4 protein-coding genes and 2 pseudogenes are annotated in these 4,331 nt (G+C 51.6%); all 6 read right to left on the reverse strand.

Features of this window, described 5'->3' with window-relative positions; genetic code table 11:
* The coding region (locus LLF79_RS26655; protein WP_158009084.1) for a hypothetical protein at positions 1 to 517 on the reverse strand (517 nt) is incomplete at its 3' end.
* Positions 518 to 527: 10 nt separating this feature from the next.
* Entirely contained in the window at positions 528 to 1,097 is a 570-nt protein-coding gene (dfrA19, locus tag LLF79_RS26660) for a trimethoprim-resistant dihydrofolate reductase DfrA19 (protein WP_000019304.1), read from the reverse strand.
* Positions 1,097 to 1,561 (reverse strand): BRCT domain-containing protein, encoded by a 465-nt coding sequence (locus LLF79_RS26665; protein ID WP_000645230.1) that lies wholly within the window; start codon positions 1,559 to 1,561, stop codon positions 1,097 to 1,099. The genes dfrA19 and LLF79_RS26665 overlap by 1 nt, the downstream gene beginning before the upstream one ends.
* 301 nt (positions 1,562 to 1,862) lie before the next feature.
* A pseudogene (locus tag LLF79_RS26670) lies at positions 1,863 to 2,051 on the reverse strand (IS91 family transposase); the annotation flags it as partial.
* 231 nt (positions 2,052 to 2,282) lie between these two features.
* Entirely contained in the window at positions 2,283 to 3,824 is a 1,542-nt protein-coding gene (locus LLF79_RS26675; RefSeq protein WP_000050481.1) for an IS91-like element ISCR1 family transposase, read from the reverse strand.
* Between the two features lie 404 nt (positions 3,825 to 4,228).
* Positions 4,229 to 4,331: pseudogene (locus LLF79_RS26680) on the reverse strand (sulfonamide-resistant dihydropteroate synthase Sul1); the annotation flags it as partial.

Consider the following 4,331-nt stretch of genomic DNA (forward strand, 5'->3'; position numbering starts at 1 on the left):
CGGAAAGTCCTCCCTGCGTCCGCTGATGGCCGGCAGCAGCCCGTCGTTGCCTGATGGATCCAACCCCTCCGCTGCTATAGTGCAGTCGGCTTCTGACGTTCAGTGCAGCCGTCTTCTGAAAACGACAAACGATGTCAGCCAATAAGTTGTTGTAATAATCGACAAGTGTTTGTTGCAACTCGCCGTCCTGTAAGACTGCATTATCAGTCTGATTCAGGGCGGCTATGGTGTCATTTATACACCATAAACCGATGACGGCTGCACGTAAATCTGTGGATGCTCTTGATGGCGATTCAACGTTTGCTGTCCCACGCATGGCGACAGCATTGTTTAGCCCAGCAATAATCCCATTATAAGTTGGGGGGAGGGGCTCCGACAACTGCAAAGCTATCTTTTCTGTATTGTTTTGGATGTCGTCCGCAAGAATGGTATTCTCGATCAGTTCTCGAGCCAATAATGATGTTTCGAAGCAGACGGCCAACACCGTCTGCTTCGTTTCTGGTTCTTGTTCTTCCACTGCCAGCGCGTTACTGATTGTTACGCACGTAAGTAGCAAAGTGAATGCGCTCTTGAGTCTCATCAACGGTTGCCTCCACAGTCTCGCTGGCACTGGAATCAATGTGAAAATTGTTCTGGATCGGATCAACAGGAATAAATCGATCACAGTCGAACTCTCTTGGAATTATGGTCATGTGCAGTTTCGTTGCTGATGAAAGAGCTTGAATGTACAACTTCTCCCCACCAATGACAGCAATGCGTTGATCGGTATTCTCATACAGGTTGATCACAGCACGAAGATCAGGAACGACAGTAGCGCCTATGACATCTTCTTGTTTTAACGTCGAGGAGATCACGAACGATTCGCGTTCGGGGAGAATTCCTTTCTCCTTGATTCGCTCCTCGGCGCCATCCTTTTCTAACTGCATGTCACGCATGTCAGTATACGTGTGTTTCCCCATAACGCACACGCGGATCTCTTTAGAAATCCGCGTAAATCGCGCCATGTCTTCTTTGCATTTCCATGGAATCTTGCCGCCTTTCCCGAATCCCAACTTAGAATCCACAGCGACTATTAGCTCAAGTTGTGGGTGACTCATTAAAACTCCAAACCAGTCGATGCTGGTTGTTCCAGATATTGCTTACGGAAGGTGGCCAGATCAATCAGTTTGATATTTGCCTTTCCGCTGTTGTTGAGATCGTGCACTTTCTTCAATTTGCCGGAAGATCCGGAAGTGGATGCCGCGATCACCATGGTGGTCTTCGACGAGACTGATGATTGCACTTCACCACCCTCAGCTTCAATCAGCTTCTCCAAGGCCGCGTCACGAAAACCGGTGATCACGATCTTCTCACCGGTAAAACGATCCCCCGAAGTGACCTGCTGTTTGAACCCGATGATTGATTGAATCTTGTTGAATAGCTCGGCATGTTCAGCCATACCTGCAAGCACTTTTGCGGCAGTTTTGTAGCTGAATTTGTCGACGCTAACGATCTGCTCTTCGGTGATGGCATTGAAATCATCCAAGGTCTTAATATCCAAGCCTTCACACAGAGCTTTCATCTTGCGGCGCCCAACGCCGCGCCCAAAGTGGGGCATCGACCCCAACCAAACCGACAGGGGAACACTACTGGGTATAGGAAGTATAAACCACCTTTTTGCTCCTCATCCGAAGTATCTTACCTGAAATTCCCTCACTCGTTTACCGCTCAAGCCCCAATTTTAACTGCCGGTCCAGCCTAAACCGCTCTAATAAGGTTCGATTTGGCGGTAAAATCTCTAGCCTGATAGCTCGAGAGATACAAACTGCCCCACCGCCCCGTTTAAAAGTTGGCAGTGTTGAGCAGTGTTGGATTTGGGGTCGTCAGTCAAAGAGACGACTCTGTGATGGATCGAACAGGCTGGGAGTCAGTGGCGGCGCTCGTTCTGGTGGCAGCTCACGCTGCTTGGCGGCATTCGCCTTGGCTGTTTTCTGTTTCAGATGCTTGAGAATCTGCTCAATGACCTTCGGATCTTCGATGCTGGCAATCACTTTGACGTGACCGCCGCAGTGGGTATAGGAAGTATAAACCACCTTTTTGCTCCTCATCCGAAGTATCTTACCTGAAATTCCCTCACTCGTTTACCGCTCAAGCCCCAATTTTAACTGCCGGTCCAGCCTAAACCGCTCTAATAAGGTTCGATTTGGCGGTAAAATCTCTAGCCTGATAGCTCGAGAGATACAAACTGCCCCACCGCCCCGTTTAAAAGTTGGCAGTGTTGAGCAGTGTTGGATTTGGGGTCGTCAGTCAAAGAGACGACTCTGTGATGGATCGAACAGGCTGGGAGTCAGTGGCGGCGCTCGTTCTGGTGGCAGCTCACGCTGCTTGGCGGCATTCGCCTTGGCTGTTTTCTGTTTCAGATGCTTGAGAATCTGCTCAATGACCTTCGGATCTTCGATGCTGGCAATCACTTTGACGTGACCGCCGCAGTGTTCGCAGACTTCAATATCAATATTGAAGACTCGCTTGAGGCGTTGCATCCAGGTCATGGCGCGGTGGCGCTCTGCAGGACTCTTGTCACGCCAGTTAGTATCGAGACCTTCCGATTTGTCGGGCTTCTTGCCCCGCTTGGCGGGTGTTACTTGAACTCGGTGTTTGCTGTTCGGTGCAAAGACGCCGTGGAAGCGTGTGAGGTTGACTCGCGGCTTAGGTACCAACGCAGCGAGTTTGGCGATGAAGTCCAGCGGCTCGAAGATCACATGGGTGGTGCCATTGCGGTACGGAGTTTTGAGCTCGTAACGCACCTGCCCATTGGCGGTTAATGCCAGACGTTTTTCTGAAACCGCTGGCCGACTAATGTAGCGACACAAGCGCTCAAGCTTATCCCGCTGATGCGCTTCGGCCATCACACCGGCGTGTAGCGAGAAACCAGCATGGTTGGCTACTCGACTGCTTGAGTCGGCTTTATCCTCACGCCCTGGCAAGGTTTGCAGGGTGAAGACTTTGCGCCCTTGCTGGGGGCCGACGGCAATGCGATACGTAACCGAAGCACCATGTAATTGAGTCAGCGTATCGTCTTCGCCCTCTTCCAGTGTCAACCACGTATTCTCGGCATCACGCTCCAAAATCCCACGCTTTTCCATGCAGCGAGCGATGCGATGGCTGAGGGTGTGAGCGAGCGTATTCAGCTCATCGTAAGTGGGTGCCTTGACACGATGGAAGCGTTGCTTGCCATAGTCATCTTCGGCATAGACACCATCGAGAAACAGCATGTGGTAGTGGACATTGAGATTTAGCGCGGAGCCAAAGCGTTGGATAAGAGTCACTGAGCCAGTTTGTGCAGAGGCTTTGGTGTAACCGGCTTTTTTGATCAGATGAGTTGAGAGTGTACGATAGACGATACTCAAGACCTGGCCCATCAGCTGGGGATGGCGAGCCAGCAAAAAGCGTAGCTGGAAAGGAAAGCTGAGCACCCACTGGCGAATGGGCTCCTTGGGGAAGACTTCGTCTATCAGCAGCGCCGCACTCTCGGCCATCCGGCGGGCACCGCAGCTAGGGCAAAAGCCGCGTCGTTTACAGCTGAAGGCGACCAGACGCTCGTGATGACAATCCTCGCAGCGAACCCGCATGAAACCATACTCCAGACGGCCACATTGGAGGAGGTCGTTGAATTCTTGTTGGATGTAGCGAGGCAGGTGTTGACCTTGGGCTTCGAGTGAGGCTTTGAAGGCTGGGTAGTGCTGCTCAACCAGCTGGTAGAGCAGCGTCTGGTCGGGTTGGTGGCGTTCGTAACCGTTTGTTTGAGTGGGCGATTGACTCGCCGTGGCGTTCCTTGCCAGCGACATGGGTATCCTCCGCTGATACTGTGGTTATGTACAGTATCAGCGGCTTGCGTTCAGACGTCCAGTCTGGCCCTAGACATCGCTAAATGCTTAACCCGCAATAGCCCTCACGAGTTGTTATCAGCCACTACCGGTTGAGCGAGAAGGTTTTGGGTTCAGGGTGCTATTGCTCCACCAATCACAATACTGAAGCCCCAACTGTTATCAGTTGGGGCTTTTTCTTGTCTGTTTGCGGCGGTTGCGTTTTATCGGTAGTCGTCGAGCTCTGCACCATCCCACATAAGAGCTTAACGGTGCGATCTTCAACGCCATCACACAAAACTTTCTTTTTCACGCACAGTCAACTTATTGGATGTTTTATTAACAACCCAAAAGGAGATATTTAGCGGGCGGCCGGAAGGTGAATGCTAGGCATGATCTAACCCTCGGTCTCTGGCGTCGCGACTGCGAAATTTCGCGAGGGTTTCCGAGAAGGTGATTGCGCTTCGCAGATCTCCAGGCGCGTGGGTG

Origin of the sequence: Enterobacter cloacae complex sp. 2021EL-01169, assembly GCF_020733125.1 — a bacterium.
In the GTDB taxonomy this organism is placed as follows: Bacteria; Pseudomonadota; Gammaproteobacteria; order Enterobacterales; family Enterobacteriaceae; genus Enterobacter; species Enterobacter roggenkampii.

Coding starts and splice junctions, on each gene's coding strand:
- dfrA19 (WP_000019304.1), bottom strand. CDS start 1,097: ATGAGTCACCCACAACTTGAGCTAATAGTCGCTGTGGATTCTAAGTTG.
- LLF79_RS26665 (WP_000645230.1), bottom strand. CDS start 1,561: ATGAAAGCTCTGTGTGAAGGCTTGGATATTAAGACCTTGGATGATTTC.
- LLF79_RS26675 (WP_000050481.1), bottom strand. CDS start 3,824: ATGTCGCTGGCAAGGAACGCCACGGCGAGTCAATCGCCCACTCAAACA.